The sequence below is a fragment of the Aeromonas veronii bv. veronii genome, assembly GCF_000820225.1.
Taxonomy (GTDB): Bacteria; Pseudomonadota; Gammaproteobacteria; order Enterobacterales; family Aeromonadaceae; genus Aeromonas; species Aeromonas veronii.
Map to the genome: position 1 here is coordinate 1 of NZ_CDDK01000028.1, position 15,454 is coordinate 15,454.

Sequence of the window (15,454 nt, forward strand, 5' to 3'; positions counted from 1 at the left end):
ACGCAACAGTGTGTTGCTGCGGGAGTGGAATTCTACTCAACCGCCTTCTCGAGTCAAGCCTTATTTTCAAAGGCTTTTCGAGGTTACCGACTTGGCTTTCTGCGTTGCCGCTTGCCCTGTCGATGGAGGCGCATTATAGGGAACAGATTCTTTCTGGCAACCCCTCTCCTGCAATAAAATTGCAAAAAGGGCACTTTTTTAGTTATTCATATCCAACCACAGCTTTTATACAAACTTATCCACAGAAACCGGTTCCAGATTGCTAGAATGGCCGAAAACAAGGAGGCCAAGATGGACTTGCGACTGAGATCCTATAAGGGAACACGCCCGCAACTGGGCAAACGGGTGTATGTAGGGCGATATCAAGCTGGCTGACGATGCTCACGCCAAGTGAGCCAACTATTCACCGTTCAGCAGGGCTTGGGAACAGCGCTTACTTCTATAGAAGAATAAGAGGTGAATGATGAGTTGAGGCAGTTGAGGCAGTATCAGAATGGATTAAAAGAAAAGCCGGGACAAGCCCGGCTTTTTCTTTATCACTCAGCAGCTGCTTCAGCAGCGGCCGGGCGGTCTACCAGCTCAATATAAGCCATAGGGGCGTTGTCGCCTGCACGGAAACCGCATTTCAGAATGCGAGTATAACCGCCGGCGCGCTCCAGGTAGCGCGGGCCCAGTTCATTGAACAGCTTAGCCACGATCGCGTTATCGCGAGTACGGGCAAATGCCAGGCGACGATTAGCAACGCTATCAGTCTTGGCAAGGGTGATCAGCGGTTCAACTACACGACGCAGCTCTTTTGCCTTAGGCAGAGTCGTCTTGATGATCTCATGACGAACCAGGGAGCTGGCCATGTTGCGGAACATTGCCTGACGATGGCTGCTGTTCCGGTTCAGTTGACGACCACTCAAACGATGGCGCATGACCTTATCCTTCTAACTAAATCTGTGAAACCCGTAATCTGGATTACTCGTCAGCGATGCTGGCGGGCGGCCAGTTCTCAAGGCGCATGCCAAGAGACAGACCACGGGAGGCCAACACGTCCTTGATCTCAGTCAGGGACTTCTTACCGAGGTTAGGAGTCTTAAGCAACTCAACTTCGGTACGCTGTACCAGATCACCAATATAGTGGATAGCTTCTGCCTTCAGACAGTTCGCAGAACGAACTGTCAGCTCCAAATCATCGACAGGACGTAGCAGAATCGGATCAAACTCGGGTTTCTCTTCTTTCTTCTCGGGCACGCTGACATCGCGCAGATCCACGAAGGCTTCCAGTTGCTCAGCCAGAATAGTGGCAGAACGACGGATGGCTTCTTCAGGATCCAGGGTACCATTGGTCTCCATGTCGATGACCAGCTTGTCCAAGTCGGTACGCTGTTCCACACGTGCTGCCTCAACATTGTAGGCAATACGAACGATGGGGCTGAACGCAGAGTCCAGCAGCAGGCGACCAATCGGGCGCTCTTCGTCATCGTTGTGAACACGAGCAGAAGCAGGCACATAACCACGACCGCGCTGAACTTTCAGGCGCATGCTGATTTCAGCATTGGCACCTGTCAGGTGGCAGATTACGTGCTCCGGGTTTACGATCTCGACTTCATCACCGTAAGTGATATCACCAGCGGTAACGGGGCCTGTTCCAGACTTGGTCAGGGACAGAGTTACCTCGTCCTTGCCTTCCAGCTTCACAGCGATACCTTTCAGGTTGAGCAGGATTTCAAGAATGTCTTCCTGTACACCTTCTTTGCTGCTGTACTCATGCAGTACCCCGTCAATTTCGACTTCAGTAACTGCACAACCGGGCATAGATGACAGCAAAATACGACGCAGGGCGTTGCCCAGCGTGTGACCAAAGCCACGCTCGAGTGGCTCAAGAGTCACTTTCGCATGAGTCGGGCTAACTTGCTCGATGTCAACTAGCCGCGGTTTAAGAAAATCTGTTACAGAACCCAGCATTGTGTCCTCTCTTTAGAAGCTAGCTTTACTTGGAGTAAAGCTCGACGATCAGCTGTTCGTTAATGTCGGCAGACAGGTCGGAACGCTCTGGCAGACGCTTGAAAGCACCTTCCATTTTAGCGGCGTCAACCTCTACCCAAGTCGGCTTCTCACGCTGACCAGCAACTTCCAGGGAAGCTTTGATACGCGCTTGCTTCTTAGCCTTCTCACGAACGCAGATCACGTCCTCAGGGGAAACCTGGAAAGAAGGAATGTTCACAACGCGACCGTTTACCATGATGGCCTTGTGGCTCACCAGCTGACGAGATTCAGCACGGGTAGCGCCGAAGCCCATACGGTAAACAACGTTGTCCAAACGACCTTCCAGCAGCTGCAACAGGTTTTCACCGGTGTTACCCTTTTGACGGGCAGCGTCGCGGTAGTAGTTGCGGAACTGTTTTTCCAATACGCCGTAGATACGACGAACTTTTTGTTTCTCGCGCAGCTGAACACCGTAGTCGGACAGACGCGCTTTACGCGCACCGTGCTGACCAGGGGCGGTGTCAATCTTGCACTTAGAATCAATCGCACGAACACCTGACTTCAGGAAGAGGTCGGTGCCCTCACGACGGCTAAGCTTAAGCTTAGGACCGATATATCTTGCCATCTTCTTTCTCCAACAATCCTAGACCAAGTAGCTACAGCGTTATACGCGGCGCTTCTTGGGAGGACGACAACCGTTGTGCGGGATCGGAGTCACATCAGTAATGTTAGTGATGCGGAAACCAGCCGCGTTCAGGGCGCGGATGGAAGACTCACGACCGGGACCCGGACCTTTGACCATGACTTCCAGGTTCTTGACGCCATATTCTTTGGCCATCTCACCAGCGCGCTCGGCAGCTACCTGAGCAGCGAACGGGGTGGACTTACGAGAACCACGGAAACCGGAACCACCAGAAGTAGCCCAAGACAGAGCATTGCCCTGACGGTCAGTAATGGTCACGATTGTGTTGTTGAAAGATGCATGAACGTGCGCAATACCGTCGCTCACTTGCTTTTTAACGCGCTTGCGAGCACGAGTCGGAGTTTTAGCCATTTTCTACCTTCCCGTTACTTCTTGATAGCCTTGCGCGGACCCTTACGGGTACGAGCGTTGGTCTTGGTACGTTGACCACGAACAGGCAGGCTACGACGGTGACGCAAACCACGGTAGCAACCCAGATCCATCAATCGCTTGATGTTCATGGAAATCTGACGACGCAGGTCACCTTCAACGGTGAATTTACCTACTTGTTCACGCAGACTCTCGATCTGAGCTTCGTCCAGGTCTTTAATTTTCACATTCTCAGCGATACCGGCTGCGGCACAGATGGCCTTGGAGCGGGTACGACCGACGCCATAAATCGCAGTCAAAGCGATGACTGCATGCTTATGGTCAGGAATGTTAATGCCAGCGATACGGGCCACTATTCACTCCTACATATAGTAGATTACGACCACCACAAAGCCCGTGAGCGGATACGTGGCGGTCAACCAATACACAACAAAAGTTGGCTGGCTATATTAGCCAGCACAACTATTTGTTGCAAGTACTAACCGTAAAAAATTAGCCTTGGCGCTGTTTATGCTTTGGCTCGCTGCAAATCACACGCACCACACCGTGACGCTTGATGATTTTGCAGTTACGGCAGATTGCCTTAACGGAAGCACGAACTTTCATTGCTTAACTCCGTAACTACGCCGACCTTTAGCGGCCGTAGCCCTTCAGGTTGGCCTTCCTCAGGACGTCGCCATATTGATGAGACATCATATGGGTTTGTACCTGAGCCATGAAGTCCATGATAACTACCACGATAATCAGCAGCGAAGTGCCACCGAAGTAGAACTGTACGTTCCAGGCAGTCATCAAGAACTGGGGTACCAGACAGATAAAGGTTATATAGAGCGCACCTGCCAATGTCAGGCGAGTCATAACCTTATCGATGTAACGTGCTGTCTGCTCGCCCGGGCGAATCCCCGGGATAAAGGCTCCACTCTTCTTCAGATTATCTGCTGTCTCGCGGGGGTTGAACACCAGCGCGGTATAGAAGAAGCAGAAGAAGATAATGGCTGCTGCATACAGCATCTCGTAAAGCGGTTGACCCGGCTGCAGGACCATAGAGACCTGTTGCAGGATATCAGCTACTTTACCCTCACCCTGACCAAACCAAGAGGTAATGGTCCCCGGGAAGAGGATGATACTGGATGCGAAAATCGCAGGAATCACACCAGCCATATTCACTTTCAACGGCAGGTGTGTGCTTTGCGCGGCAAATACCTGGCGGCCTTGTTGACGCTTGGCATAGTTAACGACGATACGACGCTGACCACGCTCCACGAACACCACAAAGTAAGTCACTGCGAAAACAATCAAGCCCAGCAACAACAACAGCAGGATGTGCAATTCCCCTTGACGTGCCTGTTCGGCCGTAGCGCCAATGGCATGCGGCAGACCAGCAACGATACCTGTGAAAATAATCAACGAGATACCATTACCAATCCCACGCTCGGTAATCTGTTCACCCAACCACATCAAAAACATGGTACCGGTGACCAAACTCACAACCGCTGTGAAATAGAATCCTAGACCCGGATTAGTCACGAGTCCATGCATCATATTCGGCAGACCGGTTGCAATACCAATGGCCTGGAAAGTTCCCAAAACCAGCGTGCCCCAACGGGTATATTGGCTAATCTTGCGACGGCCGGATTCACCTTCTTTCTTGAGTTCAGCAAGAGCGGGGTGAACCACTGTCAGCAGCTGGATAATGATCGATGCCGAAATGTACGGCATGATCCCCAACGCAAGAATAGAAGCACGCGAGAGTGCACCACCACTGAACATGTTGAACATCTCAATGATGGTGCCCTTCTGTTGCTGGAACAACTCGGCCAGTACGGCGGCGTCAATACCAGGAATCGGCACATAAGAGCCTGCACGGAAAACGATAATCGCCCCGAGAACGAAGAGCAGACGGCTCTTCAGTTCACTCAGACCACCCTGTGCTTTAACATCCAATCCTGGTTTCTTAGCCATTGTACTGATTATTCCTCGATTTTACCGCCAGCGGCCTCGATGGCTGCGCGTGCACCTTTGGTGACGGACAGACCACGAACGGTCACAGCACGGTCAATGTTGCCTGACAGAACAACTTTAGCGAACACGATGTTCTTAGTAACAACACCGGCTTGCTTCAGAGTGCTCAGGTCGACCACATCACCTTCTACCAGGGCGATTTCGTTCAGACGCACTTCGGCAGAAACCAAAGATTTGCGAGAGAAGAAACCGAACTTCGGCAGACGGATTTTCAAAGGCATCTGGCCACCTTCGAAACCGTTGCGAACTTTGCCGCCACCGGAACGAGAGGTTTGGCCTTTAACACCACGACCACCAGTCTTGCCCAAGCCGGAGCCGATACCACGACCACGACGTTGTTTTTCAGGCTTGGAACCAGCGGCCGGAGACAGAGTGTTCAGACGCATGCTTAGCCCTCCACCTTAACCATGTAATAAACCTGGTTGATCATGCCGCGTACGCAAGGAGTATCTTCCAGCTCAACGGTGTGACCAATGCGACGCAGACCCAGACCACGCAGAGTCGCCTTGTGCTTTGGCAGACGGCCGATAGAGCTGCGAGTTTGAGTTACTTTTACAGTGTTAGCCATGTCGCATTACCCCAGAATTTCTTCAACGCGCAGACCACGCTTGGCAGCGATCTGTTCCGGTGATTGACCGTGAACCAGAGCGTCTACAGTAGCGCGAACAACGTTGATTGGGTTGGTGGAACCGTAGGTCTTGGCCAGCACGTTGTGGATACCGGCAACTTCCAGAACAGCACGCATAGCGCCGCCTGCAATGATACCAGTACCTTGGGAGGCCGGCTTCATGAACACGGTGGAGCCAGAGTGAACACCACGCACCGGGTGGTGCAGAGTGCCGTTGTTCAGCTCAACCTTGTTCAGGTTACGCTTAGCCTGTTCCATTGCTTTTTGAATAGCAGCCGGAACTTCACGGGCTTTACCGTAACCGTAACCTACACGGCCGTTACCATCACCCACCACGGTCAACGCGGTGAAGGACATGATACGACCACCTTTAACAGTTTTCGAAACACGGTTTACTGCAATGAGCTTTTCTTGCAGTTCGCCGGCTTGAGATTCGACTTTAGCCATCTTCGACTCCTAGCTTAGAACTGAAGACCAGCGTCACGTGCGGCAGCTGCCAGGGCAGCGATGCGACCGTGATACTTGAAACCGGAACGATCGAAAGATACGTTCTGAACGCCTTTGGCAATAGCACGCTCAGCGATAGCCTTACCTACAGCGGTAGCAGCATCTGCGTTACCGGTGTATTTCAGAGCTTCACTGATGGCTTTCTCTACTGTGGAAGCAGAGGCCAGAACTTCGGAACCGTTGGCTGCAATAACCTGCGCATAGATATGACGCGGGGTACGGTGAACAACCAGACGGGTAGCTCCCAGTTCCTGCATCTTTTTCCGAGCACGAGTAGCACGACGGAGACGAGCTGCTTTCTTGTCCATAGTGTTACCTTACTTCTTCTTAGCTTCTTTAGTACGCACTTGCTCGTTGGCATAGCGTACACCCTTGCCCTTGTAGGGCTCCGGAGCGCGGTAAGCACGGATATCGGCGGCGACTTGGCCAACCAGCTGCTTGTCGACGCCACGCAGAACGATTTCTGTAGCAGTCGGGCACTCAGCGGTCACACCAGCCGGCAGCGCATGCTCTACCGGGTGAGAGAAGCCCAGAGCCAGCGCAACAGCATTGCCCTTGATGGAGGCTTTATAACCTACACCAACCAGCTGCAGCTTGCGCTCGAAGCCTTGGGTAACACCGATTACCATGTTGTTGACCAATGCACGGGCAGTACCGGCCTGAGCGTCAGCACCAGCGATGCTGCCGCGCGGGGCGAACTTCAGTACATTGTCTTCTTTGGTCACTTCTACACCGGCGTGAATAGAGCGAACCAGAGAACCTTTACCACCTTTGATGGTCAGTTCCTGGCCGTTCAGAGTCACCTCTACGCCAGCAGGAATAGTGACGGGTGCCTTAGCAACACGAGACATTTCCTACCTCCTATTAAGCGACGTAGCAGATGATCTCACCGCCCATGCTTGCTTTGCGAGCAGCACGGTCAGTCATCACACCTTTAGACGTGGACACGATAGCAACACCGAGACCGCCCATAACTTTCGGCAGATCAGTAGTGCGCTTGTAAATACGCAGGCCTGGACGGCTTACGCGTTGGATCAGTTCTACAACTGGCTTGCCCTGGAAATATTTCAGTTCAATTTCCAGTTCCGGCTTCACGTCACCAGCTACGGAGTAGCCAGCGATGTAACCTTCTTCTTTCAGCACTTTGGCGATAGCCACTTTCAGCTTGGAAGAAGGCATGGAAACCGCAACTTTGCTCGCCGCCTGACCGTTACGGATGCGGGTCAGCATATCCGCGATCGGATCTTGCATGCTCATAAGTCTAACTCCCGAGATTCGTTACCAAGAAGCCTTCTTCAGGCCCGGAATTTCGCCCTTCATGGCATGCTCACGCACCTTGATGCGAGACAGGCCAAACTTGCGCAGGAAACCGTGCGGACGACCAGTAATATTGCAACGGTTACGCTGGCGGGACGGACTGGAATCACGGGGCAGCTGTTGCAGTTGCAGTACAGCATCCCAACGCGCTTCTTCAGAAGCGTTCATGTCAACGATGATAGCTTTCAGCTCGGCACGCTTGGTCGCGTACTTGGCTACCAGCTTGGCACGCTTTGCTTCGCGCGCTTTCATGGATGTTTTAGCCATAACCCTAACCTTACTTGCGGAATGGGAAGTTAAAGGCAGCCAGCAGAGCACGGCCTTCTTCATCGGTATTCGCGGAAGTGGTGATGGTGATATCCAGACCACGGACGCGATCGACTTTGTCATAGTCGATTTCCGGGAAGATGATCTGCTCACGCACGCCCATGGAGTAGTTACCACGACCGTCGAACGCTTTAGCGTTCAGGCCACGGAAGTCACGGATACGCGGTACGGAGATGCAGATCAGCCGTTCCAGGAACTCCCACATACGCTCGCCACGCAGGGTTACTTTACAACCTATCGGGTAGCCTTCACGAATCTTGAAGCCCGCAACAGATTTGCGAGCTTTGGTGATCAGCGGCTTCTGACCGGAAATGGCAGCCATATCGGCAGCAGCATTTTCCAGCAATTTCTTGTCAGAGATCGCTTCACCAACACCCATGTTCAGGGTGATTTTCTCGATCCGAGGGACTTGCATGATAGTCTTGTAACCGAACTGCTTGGACAGTTCATTTACTACATCGGATTTGTAGTAATCATGCAGTTTCGCCATCGTTAAACTCCAATTACTTCACAAGTTCGCCGGTGGATTTGAAGAAACGGACTTTTTTGCCGTCTTCAATCCGGAAACCAACGCGGTCAGCTTTGCCAGTGGCAGAGTTGAACAGCGCTACGTTTGATACATCGATGGGGGCTTCTTTGGTGACGATACCGCCAGCCTGACCCAGTGCGGGTACCGGCTTCTGGTGTTTCTTCACCTGGTTGATGCCTTCCACGATTACCTTACCTTTTGCAATCAGGACTTGAGTGACTTTGCCACGCTTGCCCTTGTCTTTGCCGGTAAGAACAATCACTTCGTCTTCGCGACGGATTTTAGCTGCCATCGTTCGACTCCTTACAGTACTTCGGGTGCCAGGGACACAATCTTCATGAACTTCTCATTACGCAGTTCACGGGTCACCGGGCCAAAAATACGAGTACCGATTGGCTGTTGGTTGTTGTTAAGCAACACAGCCGCATTGTTGTCGAAACGGATGACAGAGCCGTCCGGACGACGAACGCCTTTACGGGTGCGTACGACCACCGCGTTATACACATCACCTTTCTTCACTTTACCGCGAGGAATGGCTTCCTTGATGGAAACCTTGATGATGTCGCCGATGCCGGCGTAACGGCGGTGCGAGCCACCCAGAACCTTAATACACATTACACTGCGAGCGCCGGAGTTGTCGGCAACACCCAGCATACTTTGCATCTGGATCATCTTAGTGCTCCGCTTTGTTTACTTCTTATCCCTAATGGGATCTGGCTGCCTTCAAAAGGCGCGAAACTATAACACAGGATTTTCAGAAAAGGTAGCCTAAAAAACAAACGGCCCCTGAAAGGGGCCGCTTGGACTACAAAGTACCGATTAGGCCTTTTCTACAACGGCAACCAGGGTCCAGGACTTGGTCTTGGACAGCGGGCGGCATTCGCGGATTTCCACGAGGTCGCCAGCTTTGCACTCGTTGTTTTCGTCATGTACGTGCAGCTTGGTAGTGCGCTTGATGATCTTACCGTAGATCGGGTGCTTTACCTTGCGCTCGATAGCAACAGTGATGGACTTGTCCATCTTGTCGCTGATTACACGACCTTGCAGAGTACGGATCTTGTCAGTCATTACGCACCTGCCTTCTCAGTCAGTACAGTCTTGATACGTGCGACGTCACGACGCACTTGTTTCAGAGTGTGAGTCTGAGCCAGCTGGCCGGTGGACGCTTGCATGCGCATGTTGAATTGCTCACGCAGCAGGCCCAGCAGCTCCTGGTTCAGTTCTTCGACGCTCTTTTGACGCAGATCTTGGGCTTTCATCACATCACCGTCTTAATTACGAAAGTGGTCTGAACAGACAGCTTAGCTGCGGCCAGGGCAAACGCTTCACGCGCCAGAGCCTCAGGTACACCGTCCATCTCGTACAGAACCTTGCCAGGCTGGATCGGGCAAACCCAGTATTCCACGTTACCCTTACCTTTACCCATACGAACTTCGAGGGGCTTTTCGGTGATGGGCTTGTCCGGGAACACACGGATCCAGATCTTACCTTGACGCTTAACGTGACGGGTCATGGCACGACGGGCTGCTTCGATTTGACGAGCAGTCAGTTGACCACGGGATGTCGCCTTCAGGCCAAAGGTACCGAAGGATACTTCGTTACCAGAGGTGGCCAGACCGCGGTTACGACCCTTGTGGGTCTTGCGGAATTTAGTACGCTTAGGTTGCAACATTTACCGAATCTCCTTACTTAGCAGCGCGGCGCTTGTTGTCACGCTTGGGCTTTGCAGGAGCTTGCTCTTGAGCAGCGGCAGCGTTAACAGCAGCCAGACCGCCCAGAACTTCGCCCTTGAAGATCCAAACTTTAACGCCGATCACACCGTAAGTGGTGTGGGCTTCAGAAGTTGCGTAGTCGATGTCGGCACGCAGGGTGTGCAACGGCACACGACCTTCACGGTACCATTCGGTACGCGCGATTTCAGCGCCGCCCAGACGACCGGAAACTTCCACTTTGATGCCCTTGGCACCCAGGCGCATTGCGTTCTGTACGGCGCGCTTCATAGCACGACGGAACATTACACGACGCTCCAGCTGGGAAGTGATGCTGTCGGCAACGAGTTTGCCATCCAGCTCCGGCTTGCGGACTTCGGAAATGTTGATCTGAGCAGGCACGCCAGCAATAGTGGCTACAGCTTTGCGCAGCTTCTCAACGTCTTCGCCTTTCTTACCGATGACAACACCCGGACGAGCAGTGTGAATGGTCACACGGATGCTCTTGGCCGGACGCTCAATGGTGATCTTGGACAAGGACGCGTTTTTCAGTTCCTTGGTCAGGAACTGGCGTACTTGAAAATCGCTGTACAGGTTGTCAGCGAAGTCTTTGGTGTTCGCGAACCAGGTAGAATTCCAAGGCTTGGTAATACCCAGGCGAATGCCATTAGGATGTACTTTCTGACCCATTGCTTATCTCCCAGCCTTAGCGTCGGATACCACTACAGTGATGTGAGCGGTACGCTTGAGGATACGATCCGCACGACCTTTGGCACGCGGACGGATGCGCTTCATGGAGGGACCTTCGTCGACCATGATAGTAGCAACACGCAGCGCGTCGATATCGGCGCCTTCGTTGTGCTCAGCGTTTGCAATGGCAGATTCCAGCACTTTCTTAACCAGCACTGCAGCCTTTTTCGGGCTGAAGGTCAGGATATTCAGAGCCTTGTCTACGGACAGACCACGTACTTGATCGGCTACCAGACGAGCTTTCTGGGCAGAAGTACGGGCATAACGGTGTTTAGCGATAGCTTCCATCATTTATCCCTTAGCGCTTCTTAGCCTTCTTATCAGCAGCATGGCCGCGATAAGTACGAGTCGGTGCGAATTCACCCAGTTTGTGACCGATCATTTCTTCGGTAACGAAAACCGGAACGTGCTGACGACCATTATGGACAGCGATGGTCAAACCGATCATGTTCGGGATGATCATTGAACGACGGGACCAGGTTTTAACCGGCTTTTTATCCCCGCTTTCCACCGCTTTCTCTACCTTCTTCAGCAAGTGCAGGTCAATAAATGGACCCTTCTTGAGAGAACGTGGCATGGTGATTCCTCTATGTTAACAATTACTTGTTACGACGACGTACGATGTACTTGTCGGTACGCTTGTTCTTACGGGTCTTGAAGCCTTTAGCCTTCTGGCCCCATGGGGACACAGGCTGCATGCCCTTGTTACGACCCTCACCACCACCGTGCGGGTGGTCAACCGGGTTCATCGCCATACCGCGAACGGTCGGACGAATACCACGCCAGCGGTTTGCACCGGCTTTACCCAGTTGACGCAACATGTGCTCGGAGTTACCGACTTCACCGATGGTAGCGCGGCACTCGGCCAGAACTTTACGTACTTCGCCGGAACGCAGACGCAGAGTTACATAGTTACCTTCACGAGCCAGGATCTGGATGAAAGTACCAGCGGAACGAGCCAGCTGGGCACCTTTACCAGGCTTCATCTCTACAGCGTGAACGGTAGAACCAACCGGGATGTTGCGCATCGGCAGGGCGTTACCTACCTTGATGGCTGCATCAGCACCAGAAGCGATCGCGTCACCAGCTTTCAGGCCTTTCGGAGCCAGGATGTAACGACGCTCACCGTCTGCATACAGCACCAAGGCGATGTTTGCGGTACGGTTCGGATCGTATTCCAGGCGCTCTACTTTAGCCGGGATACCGTCTTTGTCGCGCTTGAAGTCGACGATACGGTAGTGCTGCTTGTGACCACCACCGATATGACGGGTAGTGATACGGCCGTTGTTGTTACGACCACCGGACTTGCTTTTGCTGTCCAGCAGAGCGGCGAAGGGCTTGCCCTTGTACAGCTCTTGATTGACGATCTTGACGACGTGGCGGCGGCCCGGAGAAGTAGGCTTGCACTTAACGATTGCCATTTTTGAGAACTCCTCTTACTCGGCTGCGCCCATGAAGTCGATGTCCTGACCAGCTTTCAGGGTCACATAAGCCTTTTTCCAATCGGAACGACGGCCTACGCGTGCACCTGCGCGCTTGGTCTTACCCTTCATGTTCAGGGTACGGACGGTCTCAACTTCGACCTCGAACAGTTTCGCAACTGCAGCTTTGACTTCCGCCTTGGTAGCATCAACAGCAACTTTGAACACGATAGTGTTCTGCTTTTCTGCAACCATGGTGCTCTTTTCAGAGATGTGCGGAGCCTTCAGAACTTTCAGCAGACGCTCTTCACGGATCATGCCAGCATCTCCTCGATTTGCTTAACTGCGTCAGCAGTCATCAGAACCTTGTCGAAAGCGATCAGGCTGACCGGGTCGATACCGGCAACGTCACGCACGTCAACTTTGTACAGGTTGCGAGCAGCCAGGAACAGGTTCTCATCGACTTCAGCAGTCACGATCAGAACATCAGTCAGTTCCATTTCTTTCAGCTTGGCGATCAGTTCTTTGGTCTTCGGAGCTTCGATGCCGAACTTCTCAACAACGATCAGGCGCTCTTGACGTACCAGCTCGGACAGAATGCTACGGATAGCGCCGCGGTACATCTTCTTGTTTACTTTCTGGCTGTGATCTTGCGGCTTAGCAGCAAAAGTCACACCACCGGAACGCCAGATGGGCGAACGGATGGAGCCAGCACGGGCACGACCAGTACCCTTCTGACGCCACGGCTTTTTGCCGCCACCAGACACTTCAGAGCGAGTCAGCTGCGCACGAGTACCCTGACGGGCACCAGCGGCATATGCAACGACGACCTGGTGAACCAGAGCTTCGTTGAATTCGCGCCCGAAGGTAGTCTCGGAAACTTCAAGAGCGCTCTTGGCGTCTTTCATTACCAATTCCATTACTATCTCCTCAGACGTTACGCTTTGACGGCAGGTTTGACGATCACGTTGCCGTTGGTTGCACCCGGTACTGCACCTTTGATGAGCAGCAGGTTGCGTTCAGCGTCAACACGAACCAGTTCCAAGTTCTGAGTCGTTACACGCTCAGCACCCATGTGACCAGCCATCTTTTTGCCCTTGAATACACGACCCGGAGTCTGGTTCTGACCGATAGAACCCGGAACGCGGTGAGACAAGGAGTTACCGTGGGTCATATCCTGGGTGCGGAAGTTGTGGCGCTTAACAGTACCAGCAAAGCCCTTACCTTTGGATGTGCCGGTAACGTCTACCAGCTTAACGTCAGCGAGAAGATCTACTTTCAGCTCGCTACCAACAGTGAAAGTTTCACCGTTGTTCAGGCGGAATTCCCACAGACCGCGACCGGCTTCTACACCAGCTTTGGCGAAGTGGCCAGCTTCCGGCTTGGTCACACGGCTGGCTTTCTTGGCGCCAGTGGTAACCTGAATAGCGTTGTAGCCGTCGGTTTCTACAGATTTGACCTGAGTTACACGGTTAGCTTCAACTTCGATAACAGTCACCGGGATAGAAACGCCATCTTCAGTGAAGATGCGAGTCATACCCACTTTGCGACCTACAAGACCGATTGTCATTGTTATCAACCTCTTTCCGTAATTAACCCAGGCTGATCTGGACGTCTACACCAGCTGCCAGATCCAGACGCATCAGGGCGTCTACGGTCTTGTCAGTCGGCTCAACGATGTCTACCAGACGCTTGTGAGTGCGGATCTCGTACTGATCACGCGCATCTTTGTTGACGTGCGGGGAGATCAGGACGGTGAAGCGCTCTTTGCGAGTCGGCAGCGGAATAGGACCGCGAACCTGCGCGCCAGTGCGCTTAGCAGTTTCAACGATTTCCGCAGTGGATTGATCAATCAGGCGATGATCAAAAGCCTTCAGGCGGATACGGATTCTTTGGTTCTGCATTGACAGAGCTCCAATAGATAAAAGAACATAAATCAACACCGCCCGACCGAGATTACTCCCGCCAGAGGTGTGATTTTTCACGTTTCCCCCCATATCGGGAGGACTGTATGGCTGGCTCCTGTAAACAGGAAACTCAGCAGCAGACATATCGTCTGGCTTACCTCATGGGTAAGCGGAGGGAATTATACGGATTTTTCAAATTTGCGCAAGGGAGAGCGAACAGATTATGCGCAGTTTTATGTGACAGATGGATCTCGCCTGCGGCAACACACTCTGCTACCGACACCAAGGTAACGACAATGTTACAAGCAGACTGGTAGACTGTGCGCTTGCCTCTGTCAGTGGAACGACATCCCATGCTCAAAGATCAAAAAAAAGCCTATCAGTATGGCCTTTGCGCCGTTGCCCTCTGGTCGACGGTCGCCACCGCCTTCAAGATCTCCCTAGCCTATTTCGAACCCGTGCAACTGTTGCTTGTGGCCGCCTTCACCTCGACTCTCACGCTGACAGCCGTCGTCGCCAAACAGGGCAAACTGCCGCTGCTGGGAAGCTACATCAAGGCCCGCCCTTTCTACTACCTGACTCTGGGCGTGCTGAATCCCTTTCTCTATTACCTGTTGCTGTTCAAAGCCTATGATCTGCTGCCTGCCCAGCAGGCACAGACCCTCAACTACACCTGGGCCATTACCCTCAGTCTGCTGGCCGTCCCCTTCCTCGGCCAGAAGCTGCGTCGGCGCGATGGCGTCGCCATCGTGCTGGGGTATTTTGGCGCACTGGTGATCGCCACCAGAGGGGATGTATTCGGCCTCCAGTTCGACAGCCCCCTCGGCGTGACGCTGGCGCTGGTCTCGACCCTCATCTGGGCCAGCTACTGGATCCTCAACACCCGCAATCAGGGCGATCCCATTGTCAGCCTGTTGCTCGGCTTTATGATCAGCCTGCCTTTTATCGTCGTGGCGACCTGGTTGCTCTCCGATTTTGCCATGACCGCCTGGCAGGGATGGGCTGGTGCCATCTATGTGGGACTGTTCGAAATGGGCTTCGGTTTCGTGCTCTGGCTGATGGCGCTGCGCCATGCCACCAACACGGCCCCCATCAGCAACCTCATTTTCATCTCGCCGTTTGCCTCGCTGGTGCTGCTCAATCTGCTGATCGGCGAAGCCATCCATCCGGCCACCCCCATCGGGTTGGCGCTCATCGTTGCCGCCCTGCTGATCCAGCAGCTCAAGTACGGCAAACGCTATCGAGCATCAGTCGAAACCAAGAGCTGACCATGCAGAAGGGCGTATCCACG

At 53.1% G+C, this 15,454-nt stretch carries 29 protein-coding genes and 1 pseudogene; 2 read left to right on the forward strand and 28 right to left on the reverse strand.

Annotation, left to right across the window (positions count from 1 at the left end; genetic code table 11):
* Window positions 1-267: 267 nt before the first annotated feature.
* A pseudogene (locus BN1139_RS21910) lies at window positions 268-354 on the forward strand (gamma carbonic anhydrase family protein); the annotation flags it as partial.
* 182 nt (window positions 355-536) lie between these two features.
* On the opposite strand, the gene rplQ reads toward BN1139_RS21910, so the two are convergent.
* The 28 genes from rplQ to rpsJ form a co-directional block, all read right to left on the reverse strand.
* A complete protein-coding gene (rplQ, locus tag BN1139_RS11445; protein ID WP_005307999.1) occupies window positions 537-920 on the reverse strand; it encodes a 50S ribosomal protein L17 in 384 nt (127 codons plus the stop codon).
* Between the two features lie 43 nt (window positions 921-963).
* Complete coding sequence (locus BN1139_RS11450; protein ID WP_005355331.1) at window positions 964-1,953, reverse strand: DNA-directed RNA polymerase subunit alpha; 990 nt, start codon at window positions 1,951-1,953, stop codon at window positions 964-966.
* Between the two features lie 25 nt (window positions 1,954-1,978).
* The gene (gene rpsD, locus BN1139_RS11455; protein WP_005340600.1) at window positions 1,979-2,599 is read right to left on the reverse strand and encodes a 30S ribosomal protein S4; all 621 of its coding nucleotides are present in this window, start codon (window positions 2,597-2,599) and stop codon (window positions 1,979-1,981) included.
* A 39-nt stretch (window positions 2,600-2,638) separates the two neighbouring features.
* On the reverse strand, window positions 2,639-3,028 hold the full coding sequence (gene rpsK, locus BN1139_RS11460; RefSeq protein WP_005307993.1) for a 30S ribosomal protein S11: 390 nt from the start codon (window positions 3,026-3,028) through the stop codon (window positions 2,639-2,641).
* Window positions 3,029-3,042: 14 nt separating this feature from the next.
* Window positions 3,043-3,399 carry a 30S ribosomal protein S13 gene (rpsM, locus tag BN1139_RS11465; protein ID WP_005307991.1) on the reverse strand — a complete coding sequence of 119 codons (357 nt, stop codon included), beginning with the start codon at window positions 3,397-3,399 and terminating at the stop codon, window positions 3,043-3,045.
* 139 nt (window positions 3,400-3,538) lie between these two features.
* Complete coding sequence (gene rpmJ / locus BN1139_RS21010) at window positions 3,539-3,652, reverse strand: 50S ribosomal protein L36 (protein ID WP_005319705.1); 114 nt, start codon at window positions 3,650-3,652, stop codon at window positions 3,539-3,541.
* Between the two features lie 27 nt (window positions 3,653-3,679).
* Window positions 3,680-5,008, reverse strand: coding sequence for a preprotein translocase subunit SecY (secY, locus tag BN1139_RS11470; protein ID WP_005340602.1), 1,329 nt, complete (start codon window positions 5,006-5,008; stop codon window positions 3,680-3,682).
* Between the two features lie 8 nt (window positions 5,009-5,016).
* Window positions 5,017-5,454 (reverse strand): 50S ribosomal protein L15, encoded by a 438-nt coding sequence (rplO, locus tag BN1139_RS11475; RefSeq protein WP_005340604.1) that lies wholly within the window; start codon window positions 5,452-5,454, stop codon window positions 5,017-5,019.
* A gap of 2 nt (window positions 5,455-5,456) precedes the next feature.
* A complete protein-coding gene (rpmD, locus tag BN1139_RS11480; protein WP_005307985.1) occupies window positions 5,457-5,636 on the reverse strand; it encodes a 50S ribosomal protein L30 in 180 nt (59 codons plus the stop codon).
* Window positions 5,637-5,642: 6 nt separating this feature from the next.
* On the reverse strand, window positions 5,643-6,143 hold the full coding sequence (gene rpsE, locus BN1139_RS11485; RefSeq protein ID WP_005340605.1) for a 30S ribosomal protein S5: 501 nt from the start codon (window positions 6,141-6,143) through the stop codon (window positions 5,643-5,645).
* 14 nt (window positions 6,144-6,157) lie between these two features.
* Window positions 6,158-6,511 carry a 50S ribosomal protein L18 gene (gene rplR / locus BN1139_RS11490; RefSeq protein ID WP_005340606.1) on the reverse strand — a complete coding sequence of 118 codons (354 nt, stop codon included), beginning with the start codon at window positions 6,509-6,511 and terminating at the stop codon, window positions 6,158-6,160.
* A gap of 9 nt (window positions 6,512-6,520) precedes the next feature.
* Window positions 6,521-7,054, reverse strand: coding sequence for a 50S ribosomal protein L6 (gene rplF / locus BN1139_RS11495; RefSeq protein WP_005340607.1), 534 nt, complete (start codon window positions 7,052-7,054; stop codon window positions 6,521-6,523).
* Window positions 7,055-7,067: 13 nt separating this feature from the next.
* Entirely contained in the window at window positions 7,068-7,460 is a 393-nt protein-coding gene (gene rpsH, locus BN1139_RS11500; protein ID WP_005307980.1) for a 30S ribosomal protein S8, read from the reverse strand.
* 21 nt (window positions 7,461-7,481) lie between these two features.
* Window positions 7,482-7,787, reverse strand: coding sequence for a 30S ribosomal protein S14 (gene rpsN / locus BN1139_RS11505; RefSeq protein WP_005340609.1), 306 nt, complete (start codon window positions 7,785-7,787; stop codon window positions 7,482-7,484).
* A gap of 10 nt (window positions 7,788-7,797) precedes the next feature.
* On the reverse strand, window positions 7,798-8,337 hold the full coding sequence (gene rplE, locus BN1139_RS11510) for a 50S ribosomal protein L5 (protein WP_005331162.1): 540 nt from the start codon (window positions 8,335-8,337) through the stop codon (window positions 7,798-7,800).
* Between the two features lie 13 nt (window positions 8,338-8,350).
* Entirely contained in the window at window positions 8,351-8,668 is a 318-nt protein-coding gene (rplX, locus tag BN1139_RS11515) for a 50S ribosomal protein L24 (protein WP_005307977.1), read from the reverse strand.
* A gap of 11 nt (window positions 8,669-8,679) precedes the next feature.
* Entirely contained in the window at window positions 8,680-9,048 is a 369-nt protein-coding gene (gene rplN, locus BN1139_RS11520; protein WP_005307975.1) for a 50S ribosomal protein L14, read from the reverse strand.
* Between the two features lie 147 nt (window positions 9,049-9,195).
* A complete protein-coding gene (gene rpsQ, locus BN1139_RS11525) occupies window positions 9,196-9,444 on the reverse strand; it encodes a 30S ribosomal protein S17 (protein WP_005307966.1) in 249 nt (82 codons plus the stop codon).
* On the reverse strand, window positions 9,444-9,635 hold the full coding sequence (gene rpmC / locus BN1139_RS11530; RefSeq protein WP_005307965.1) for a 50S ribosomal protein L29: 192 nt from the start codon (window positions 9,633-9,635) through the stop codon (window positions 9,444-9,446). The genes rpsQ and rpmC overlap by 1 nt, the downstream gene beginning before the upstream one ends.
* Complete coding sequence (gene rplP, locus BN1139_RS11535) at window positions 9,635-10,048, reverse strand: 50S ribosomal protein L16 (protein ID WP_005340612.1); 414 nt, start codon at window positions 10,046-10,048, stop codon at window positions 9,635-9,637. The genes rpmC and rplP overlap by 1 nt, the downstream gene beginning before the upstream one ends.
* A gap of 13 nt (window positions 10,049-10,061) precedes the next feature.
* Window positions 10,062-10,775 (reverse strand): 30S ribosomal protein S3, encoded by a 714-nt coding sequence (gene rpsC, locus BN1139_RS11540; protein WP_005307962.1) that lies wholly within the window; start codon window positions 10,773-10,775, stop codon window positions 10,062-10,064.
* Between the two features lie 3 nt (window positions 10,776-10,778).
* Window positions 10,779-11,123: a 50S ribosomal protein L22 gene (gene rplV / locus BN1139_RS11545; protein ID WP_005319741.1), complete on the reverse strand. Its 345-nt coding sequence runs from the start codon at window positions 11,121-11,123 to the stop codon at window positions 10,779-10,781.
* A gap of 10 nt (window positions 11,124-11,133) precedes the next feature.
* On the reverse strand, window positions 11,134-11,412 hold the full coding sequence (rpsS, locus tag BN1139_RS11550; RefSeq protein ID WP_005307960.1) for a 30S ribosomal protein S19: 279 nt from the start codon (window positions 11,410-11,412) through the stop codon (window positions 11,134-11,136).
* Between the two features lie 22 nt (window positions 11,413-11,434).
* Entirely contained in the window at window positions 11,435-12,256 is an 822-nt protein-coding gene (gene rplB / locus BN1139_RS11555; protein WP_005340614.1) for a 50S ribosomal protein L2, read from the reverse strand.
* A gap of 15 nt (window positions 12,257-12,271) precedes the next feature.
* A complete protein-coding gene (gene rplW, locus BN1139_RS11560; protein WP_005307955.1) occupies window positions 12,272-12,574 on the reverse strand; it encodes a 50S ribosomal protein L23 in 303 nt (100 codons plus the stop codon).
* Window positions 12,571-13,176, reverse strand: coding sequence for a 50S ribosomal protein L4 (gene rplD, locus BN1139_RS11565; protein WP_005340616.1), 606 nt, complete (start codon window positions 13,174-13,176; stop codon window positions 12,571-12,573). The genes rplW and rplD overlap by 4 nt, the downstream gene beginning before the upstream one ends.
* Window positions 13,177-13,193: 17 nt before the next feature.
* Window positions 13,194-13,826, reverse strand: a complete 633-nt coding sequence (gene rplC, locus BN1139_RS11570) for a 50S ribosomal protein L3 (RefSeq protein WP_005340620.1) — start codon at window positions 13,824-13,826, stop codon at window positions 13,194-13,196.
* 22 nt (window positions 13,827-13,848) lie between these two features.
* A complete protein-coding gene (rpsJ, locus tag BN1139_RS11575; protein WP_005307944.1) occupies window positions 13,849-14,160 on the reverse strand; it encodes a 30S ribosomal protein S10 in 312 nt (103 codons plus the stop codon).
* 356 nt (window positions 14,161-14,516) lie between these two features.
* On the opposite strand from rpsJ, the gene BN1139_RS11580 reads away from it, so the two are divergent.
* Window positions 14,517-15,431: a DMT family transporter gene (locus BN1139_RS11580; RefSeq protein WP_005355344.1), complete on the forward strand. Its 915-nt coding sequence runs from the start codon at window positions 14,517-14,519 to the stop codon at window positions 15,429-15,431.
* The last annotated feature ends 23 nt before the right edge of the window (window positions 15,432-15,454 follow it).

Coding starts and splice junctions, on each gene's coding strand:
- rpmD (WP_005307985.1), bottom strand. CDS start 5,636: ATGGCTAACACTGTAAAAGTAACTCAAACTCGCAGCTCTATCGGCCGT.
- rplE (WP_005331162.1), bottom strand. CDS start 8,337: ATGGCGAAACTGCATGATTACTACAAATCCGATGTAGTAAATGAACTG.
- rpmJ (WP_005319705.1), bottom strand. CDS start 3,652: ATGAAAGTTCGTGCTTCCGTTAAGGCAATCTGCCGTAACTGCAAAATC.
- rplQ (WP_005307999.1), bottom strand. CDS start 920: ATGCGCCATCGTTTGAGTGGTCGTCAACTGAACCGGAACAGCAGCCAT.
- secY (WP_005340602.1), bottom strand. CDS start 5,008: ATGGCTAAGAAACCAGGATTGGATGTTAAAGCACAGGGTGGTCTGAGT.
- rplD (WP_005340616.1), bottom strand. CDS start 13,176: ATGGAATTGGTAATGAAAGACGCCAAGAGCGCTCTTGAAGTTTCCGAG.
- rpsN (WP_005340609.1), bottom strand. CDS start 7,787: ATGGCTAAAACATCCATGAAAGCGCGCGAAGCAAAGCGTGCCAAGCTG.
- BN1139_RS11450 (WP_005355331.1), bottom strand. CDS start 1,953: ATGCTGGGTTCTGTAACAGATTTTCTTAAACCGCGGCTAGTTGACATC.
- rplP (WP_005340612.1), bottom strand. CDS start 10,048: ATGTTGCAACCTAAGCGTACTAAATTCCGCAAGACCCACAAGGGTCGT.
- rplC (WP_005340620.1), bottom strand. CDS start 13,826: ATGACAATCGGTCTTGTAGGTCGCAAAGTGGGTATGACTCGCATCTTC.
- rplW (WP_005307955.1), bottom strand. CDS start 12,574: ATGATCCGTGAAGAGCGTCTGCTGAAAGTTCTGAAGGCTCCGCACATC.
- rplB (WP_005340614.1), bottom strand. CDS start 12,256: ATGGCAATCGTTAAGTGCAAGCCTACTTCTCCGGGCCGCCGCCACGTC.
- rplR (WP_005340606.1), bottom strand. CDS start 6,511: ATGGACAAGAAAGCAGCTCGTCTCCGTCGTGCTACTCGTGCTCGGAAA.
- rpsJ (WP_005307944.1), bottom strand. CDS start 14,160: ATGCAGAACCAAAGAATCCGTATCCGCCTGAAGGCTTTTGATCATCGC.
- rplN (WP_005307975.1), bottom strand. CDS start 9,048: ATGATCCAGATGCAAAGTATGCTGGGTGTTGCCGACAACTCCGGCGCT.
- rpsH (WP_005307980.1), bottom strand. CDS start 7,460: ATGAGCATGCAAGATCCGATCGCGGATATGCTGACCCGCATCCGTAAC.
- rpsQ (WP_005307966.1), bottom strand. CDS start 9,444: ATGACTGACAAGATCCGTACTCTGCAAGGTCGTGTAATCAGCGACAAG.
- rplO (WP_005340604.1), bottom strand. CDS start 5,454: ATGCGTCTGAACACTCTGTCTCCGGCCGCTGGTTCCAAGCCTGAAAAA.
- rpsC (WP_005307962.1), bottom strand. CDS start 10,775: ATGGGTCAGAAAGTACATCCTAATGGCATTCGCCTGGGTATTACCAAG.
- rpmC (WP_005307965.1), bottom strand. CDS start 9,635: ATGAAAGCCCAAGATCTGCGTCAAAAGAGCGTCGAAGAACTGAACCAG.
- rpsS (WP_005307960.1), bottom strand. CDS start 11,412: ATGCCACGTTCTCTCAAGAAGGGTCCATTTATTGACCTGCACTTGCTG.
- rpsD (WP_005340600.1), bottom strand. CDS start 2,599: ATGGCAAGATATATCGGTCCTAAGCTTAAGCTTAGCCGTCGTGAGGGC.
- BN1139_RS11580 (WP_005355344.1), top strand. CDS start 14,517: ATGCTCAAAGATCAAAAAAAAGCCTATCAGTATGGCCTTTGCGCCGTT.
- rplF (WP_005340607.1), bottom strand. CDS start 7,054: ATGTCTCGTGTTGCTAAGGCACCCGTCACTATTCCTGCTGGCGTAGAG.
- rplX (WP_005307977.1), bottom strand. CDS start 8,668: ATGGCAGCTAAAATCCGTCGCGAAGACGAAGTGATTGTTCTTACCGGC.
- rpsK (WP_005307993.1), bottom strand. CDS start 3,028: ATGGCTAAAACTCCGACTCGTGCTCGCAAGCGCGTTAAAAAGCAAGTG.
- rpsE (WP_005340605.1), bottom strand. CDS start 6,143: ATGGCTAAAGTCGAATCTCAAGCCGGCGAACTGCAAGAAAAGCTCATT.
- rplV (WP_005319741.1), bottom strand. CDS start 11,123: ATGGAAGCTATCGCTAAACACCGTTATGCCCGTACTTCTGCCCAGAAA.